At 41.2% G+C, this 4765-nt stretch carries 5 protein-coding genes; 4 read left to right on the top strand and 1 reads right to left on the bottom strand.

Going from position 1 to position 4765, the window contains the following annotated elements; all coding sequences use genetic code 11:
- On the bottom strand, positions 1-1012 hold a 1012-nt coding region (locus tag CXF78_RS10370; protein ID WP_257984884.1), incomplete at its 3' end, for a CNNM domain-containing protein.
- 147 nt (positions 1013-1159) lie between these two features.
- Here CXF78_RS10370 and CXF78_RS10365 point away from each other — a divergent pair.
- From CXF78_RS10365 to CXF78_RS10350, 4 genes are all read left to right on the top strand, one after another.
- Positions 1160-2281 (top strand): dual-specificity RNA methyltransferase RlmN, encoded by a 1122-nt coding sequence (locus tag CXF78_RS10365; RefSeq protein WP_011636587.1) that lies wholly within the window; start codon positions 1160-1162, stop codon positions 2279-2281.
- A gap of 31 nt (positions 2282-2312) precedes the next feature.
- The gene (pilW, locus tag CXF78_RS10360) at positions 2313-3098 is read left to right on the top strand and encodes a type IV pilus biogenesis/stability protein PilW (protein ID WP_011636588.1); all 786 of its coding nucleotides are present in this window, start codon (positions 2313-2315) and stop codon (positions 3096-3098) included.
- Complete coding sequence (locus CXF78_RS10355; RefSeq protein ID WP_102036726.1) at positions 3098-4075, top strand: RodZ domain-containing protein; 978 nt, start codon at positions 3098-3100, stop codon at positions 4073-4075. The genes pilW and CXF78_RS10355 overlap by 1 nt, the downstream gene beginning before the upstream one ends.
- 31 nt (positions 4076-4106) lie before the next feature.
- Positions 4107-4765 (top strand): flavodoxin-dependent (E)-4-hydroxy-3-methylbut-2-enyl-diphosphate synthase (locus tag CXF78_RS10350; RefSeq protein ID WP_180957105.1); only part of this gene is annotated, 659 nt, incomplete at its 3' end.

The following is a 4765-nucleotide window of genomic DNA, read 5'->3' as shown; positions in this document are numbered from 1 at the left end:
TACGTCGTTGCCACAGCTTACGTGCCAGAGCTTGCATATTGGGAGCTAAATCCTTTGAATCAACGATTTCTAAACCAATTAAGGTTTCGATGATGTCTTCAATTGTCACTATCCCTTCACTTGAGCCATATTCATCAACCACTAATGCCATTTTAGCATTACGTTTTATCATTAATTGAAACAGTGGCAATACTCTTACTGAAGAGGGGACAGCAAGTAGCGTTTTTAAATGAGTACCAATTTCGGTATCTGGTGTTTGGCGAGACTGAAGAATAATGTCATTACGATTAACATAACCAATCACATTGTCTCGGTCACCTTGGTAAATCGGAAAACGAGTAAACGGACTCGACAAATATTGGTCGGTAAATTGCGCATGAGTGATGTGAGTCGATAATTTAAATATCACAGTGCGGGGGGTCATTATGTCGCTGACGTGCATGTCTTTCATCGATAACATTTGGGTTAAAATCTGTGATTCTTGCTCACTTAGCTCACCACTGTCTTTACCCATTTTACTCATTGCGCTGAGTTCTTGACGAATGTATTGACCGTTATTACCTTTGCCTAAGAGATTGGTAACCTTTTGAGACATCCAAATTAAAGGCATAGTTATTTTTTCCATCCAGAATAAACAAACCGATACCGATGGCGCCAATTTACGCCAATGATTAGCCCCTAATGTTTTAGGAATGATTTCTGAGAGGAACAAAATTAAAAAAGTCAGAACTGCAGAGAATACTCCGAGCATATGACTACCAAACACAATAGCCGCCTGTGCGCCTGCAACAGAAGCACCCATGGTATGTGAGATGGTATTTAGCGTTAGGATAGACACTAAAGGAGAGTCAATATTTTGCTTTTGCTTATCGAGTTGCGCAGCAATAAAGGGGTTAGTTTCTTTCAGGGTTGCGATATAACTTGGAGTAACAGATAAGAGAACAGCTTCAAAAATACTACACAAAAAGGAAATCAAAATAGCAAAAGAAACAATCAATAAAAGGGTTAACATAGTGTGGGTAAAAACTTCCTCGTAGAAGGCCATATAGCCTACAGTAATACTAACATATCACTAGATGCAGATATACTGGCTAAAACGTGATGCTAACTGTATAATTCGCCGCCCTGTTACAGGTTTTGGTGTTTTGAGGTTAGGCGAATGAGTGTAAAGAAAATCAATTTATTAGATCTTGATCGTAAAGGACTACGGGCGTTGTTCAGTGAAATGGGCGAAAAACCGTTTCGTGCCGATCAGTTAATGAAGTGGGTTTATCACTTTGGTGTTACTGACTTTGAAGAAATGAACAACATAAACAAAGTGTTGCGTACCAAGCTTGCAGCAAAGTGTGAAATAGTTGCGCCTGAAATTGCGAGTTTTCAAAAGTCGAATGATGGCACTATTAAATTTGCTATCAATGTTGGCCAAGGCCAAGAAGTTGAAACCGTATACATTCCTGAAGAAGACCGTGCGACCTTGTGTGTGTCATCACAAGTCGGCTGTGCTTTAGAATGTACTTTCTGCTCAACGGGCCAACAAGGTTTTAATCGTAACTTAACGGTATCTGAAATTATTGGCCAAGTTTGGCGTGTATCGCAATTTTTAGGTTTCCACAAAGATACTGGCGATCGACCAATTTCTAACGTAGTGATGATGGGTATGGGTGAGCCTTTGCTTAACCTTGCTAACGTGATCCCTGCGATGGATATTATGCTAGATGATTTTGGTTTTAGTTTATCTAAACGTCGAGTGACGTTATCAACTTCTGGTGTAGTACCTGCACTTGATAAATTAGGTGACGCCATTGACGTCGCACTAGCGGTAAGTATTCATGCACCTAATGATGAACTGCGCGATGTGTTGGTTCCAGTTAATAAAAAATATCCATTACAAGAATTTTTAGCGGGCATTCGTCGCTATTTAGAAAAGTCTAATGCAAATCGCGGCCGCGTGACGGTTGAATATGTCATGCTTGATCATATTAATGACAGCACAGACCAAGCGCATGAACTCGCGATACTAATGAAAGATACTCCATGTAAGATTAACTTAATCCCGTTTAACCCGTATCCTGGTTCTCCTTACGGTCGTTCATCTAACTCACGCATAGATCGTTTTTCTAAAGTGTTGATGGAACATGGCTTAACAGTGATAGTGCGTAAAACCCGTGGTGATGATATTGATGCTGCTTGTGGCCAATTAGCCGGTGATATTCGTGATAGAACAAAGCGTTTAGCAAAAAAACAAATGCAACAGAATCAGATTTCAGTCACAATGGAATAACTCGTTGTTTGCATAGATAATAGGCTTATAAATGAAGCACGGAATGCAAAAGGTTGGTCTAATTACATTAGTGGCTTTATCTGTCACTGCTTGTGTGACTGAGCGCACTTACAGCGGTACTGATACCCCTGTAGCAGAGCGTCGGTTTGATAAGCAGGGGGCCGCTAGAGAACGAATGCAACTTGGGTTAACTTATCTAAATCGTGGTAATAGCGAACAAGCCAAGTATAATTTAAATAAAGCTGTTGAATATGCGCCGAATATCAGTGAAGTTCATATGGCAATGGCTTATTATTATCAAACTGTTGGTGATATAGAGCGAACAGAAGAGTCATATAAAAAAGCCATTAGCTTGAGTGATGTTACTGGTGATGCACGGAATAATTTTGGGGTGTTTTTATGTCAGCAAAATAATTTTGCTGAGTCTGAGAAAATGTTTCTTGCGGCGATTGAAACACCTAAATATACCCGTACCGCATCGAGTTATGAAAACTTAGGCGTATGCAGCCGTAAAGCCGGTGATAAAGAAAAAGCGCGACAGTATTTTAATATGGCGTTAAAGTATGATCAAAGACGTAAAGTAACGTTATTAGAGTTAACCGAGTTAGCCATGGAAGATGCTGACTACGGCAATGCGCGCGAACAACTCGCAAGATACCATCGAGTTGCTAGCGAATCAGCAGAAAGTTTAGCCTTAGGGATTAAGATTGAGCGGGCGGCAAATGATATAGAGGCCGTAAAACGATTTGGCATTTTACTCATTGCGAAGTTTCCTGCATCTCCACAAGCCAAAAATTATAGAGCTAACTTGAATTAATGACTAAAGAATTCGAAGTAGAACAAGACGCAGAAAAAGCGCCATTGTTAAAGGATGTTGTTACTGCTGGCGCCATTTTAAAAGCGGCTCGCGAAGCAAAGGGACTCTCACTTGAGACCGTAGCAACCCAATTGCATTTACGTCCCAAGATTATCAATGATCTTGAAAACGACATATTTGTTAATATTGCCTCTACCACATACGTTAGAGGTTATATTAAAAATTATGCCCGTGTTGTGAATGCCGATATTAACCAAATTCAACAATGTTTAAGCCATCAGTTGCCTGAAATTGTTGCGCCTGCAATGCAAAGTTTTTCACGTAAGACGACTCATCAAGCTCGTAATAGTCGTCTTAATTTAGTGACCTACCTTATTGTTGCTGTATTGATTGCCATGTTAGTGCTGTGGTGGGTACAAAAATCATCGTTACTAACCAATATTGATTTATCACAGCCTACTGTTGAAGAAATTGCAGCTGAAAGCAATATGCCTGAACCGCAACAGATCATTAGAAGTGGCTCTGTACAATCCAGTGGTAATGGTTTAGATAACGAAGGCAATGTTAGTGCAACAGATGTGGCTAATCAGGCAGCAATAGAAGCCGAAGACAAACTGATTCAAACGGCCCAAGATGCAGCGACTGCTTCACCGTCATTACCCGCTAGCAGTGTTGTTGAAAGTACTAACATTGTATCTTCATCAACAGCAGATACTAGTTTAGCAGGTGCCGAGAGCGTGTTAACCATTGAGCTCACCGGTGACTGCTGGGTTAACGTAACCGATGCTAATGGCAAAGTGATGGTTGATGGCGTGAAAAATGCGGCACAACGAATTGAAGTTCGCGGAATAAAACCTTTTAAAGTGATTTTGGGTGCGCCTCAAGTAGCCAGCATCAGCCTCGATGGCAATAACGTCAGTTTAGCTGAGTTTGCCAACGGTCGAGTTGCAAGATTAACCCTGCCTAAAGCGTCATAATGCTTTAGCAACAGCAGTAGAGCATATTTGCATGTATAACGAATCCCCAATTATTCGCAGACCATCTACCCGAATTTATGTAGGCAATGTGCCTATTGGTGATGGTGCGCCGATTGCCGTCCAATCGATGACGAATACTAAAACTACCGATGTTGCCGCCACCGTAGCTCAAATTCGAGCATTAGAAAAAGTGGGCGCTGATATTGTACGTGTTTCAGTGCCGACCATGGATGATGCTGAAGCGTTTAAAATTATCAAACAGTCTGTCAATGTGCCATTAGTGGCCGATATTCATTTCGATTATCGTATCGCGCTTAAAGTCGCTGAATACGGTGCAGATTGCCTGCGTATTAACCCAGGTAATATTGGTAATGAAGAACGCATTCGTAGTGTGGTTGAGTGCGCGCGCGATAAAAACATTCCCATCCGTATCGGAGTGAATGGTGGCTCGCTTGAAAAAGACTTAATGGACAAATATCGTGAACCAACACCTGAAGCATTATTTGAATCAGCGATGCGTCATGTGGATATTTTGGACCGTTTGAACTTTGATCAATTTAAAGTCAGCGTTAAAGCGTCAGATGTTTTCCTTGCTGTCGCATCATACCGTCTGCTGGCTAAACAAATTCGTCAACCGTTACATCTTGGTATTACCGAAGCCGGCGGCATGCGTGCAGGTTCAGTTAAATC

It is taken from the genome of Shewanella sp. 11B5, assembly GCF_002836795.1.
GTDB lineage: Bacteria > Pseudomonadota > Gammaproteobacteria > Enterobacterales > Shewanellaceae > Shewanella > Shewanella frigidimarina.
Note: the sequence above shows the minus strand (reverse complement) of the source record. Positions and strands in the feature narration are given on the sequence as shown.

Bases quoted from the DNA above. Each gene is read 5' to 3' on its own strand.
- CXF78_RS10365 (WP_011636587.1), top strand. From the start codon at position 1,160: ATGAGTGTAAAGAAAATCAATTTATTAGATCTTGATCGTAAAGGACTA.
- pilW (WP_011636588.1), top strand. From the start codon at position 2,313: ATGAAGCACGGAATGCAAAAGGTTGGTCTAATTACATTAGTGGCTTTA.
- CXF78_RS10355 (WP_102036726.1), top strand. From the start codon at position 3,098: ATGACTAAAGAATTCGAAGTAGAACAAGACGCAGAAAAAGCGCCATTG.